Source organism: Herbaspirillum sp. Sphag64 (assembly GCF_014192645.1).
Classification (GTDB): domain Bacteria; phylum Pseudomonadota; class Gammaproteobacteria; order Burkholderiales; family Burkholderiaceae_D; genus Herbaspirillum.
Map to the genome: position 1 here is coordinate 1 of NZ_JACHYE010000040.1, position 1,032 is coordinate 1,032.

The window sequence follows — 1,032 nt, forward strand, 5'->3', positions numbered from 1 at the left end:
TGAACCGCACCCCAAAAGTTGGACACCAATCCAACCTTTGGGGTGTTTTTCATGGCGAAGTACGAAACGAAATTCAAGCATGAGGTAGTGCAACGCTACCTGAGTGACGGCGGCAGCGCGAAGGGCGTTGGCAAAGAATACAGACTAGACCATTCGACGGTACGTCGCTGGGTGCAGAGTTACCGGCATCATGGCCTGAACGGACTGAACAAGAAGTTCGAACATTACAGCGCCGAGTTCAAGCTCTCGGTGCTGAAGCGGATGAAGAAGGAACGGATGTCGTATCGGGAAGTCGAGGCGGTGTTCAATCTTCGTGGTTGTGGGACGGTGAGTCGGTGGGAGCGCCTGTATCATGAGCAAGGCTTGGATGGATTGAAGCCCAAGCCAAAAGGACGCCCGAAGATGATGAAACCCAAATTCCCGGTGCCGGCGCCGCAGAAGAAAGCCGACGAAACGCGCTCCCGCAAGGACCTTGAGGATGAGGTCGAATACCTGCGCGCGGAGGTAGCCTACTTAAAAAAATTAGGGGCCTTGATGCAAGCCAAAGAGAAAGCTGCGCTGAAAAAGCGCGGCTAGTGCTTGAATTGAGGCCGTCCTTTGCATTACGCCTGCTTCTGCGAGTTGCAGGCCTGTCGCGCAGTACGTTCTATTACCAGGTCAAAGCGCAAGAGGTGAGCGACAAGCATGCCGCGCTGAAGTCGCGTATCCGCAAGATCTATGAGCGGCACAAGGGCCGCTATGGCTATCGACGGGTGACGGCCGCGCTGCGGCAAGCTGGTGAGATGATTAACCACAAGACCGTACAGCGCCTGATGGGCGTATTGGGCTTGAAATCGCTGGTGAGACCGAAGAAGTACCGCTCATATCGGGGAGCAGGCCACGTCACTGTGGCCAATTTGCTGCAGCGGCAGTTCAAAGCAAAGCAGTTCGCAGAGAAATGGGTTACCGATGTGACCGAGTTCAACGTTGGTGGCGAAAAGCTCTACCTCTCGCCCATCATGGATCTGTACAACGGTGAAATCGTCTCTTACC

The 1,032-nt window shown here is 54.8% G+C and carries 1 pseudogene; it reads left to right on the forward strand.

Annotated elements, in window-relative coordinates:
• Positions 1 to 51: 51 nt before the first annotated feature.
• A pseudogene (locus tag FHW66_RS21085) lies at positions 52 to 1,032 on the forward strand (IS3 family transposase); the annotation flags it as partial.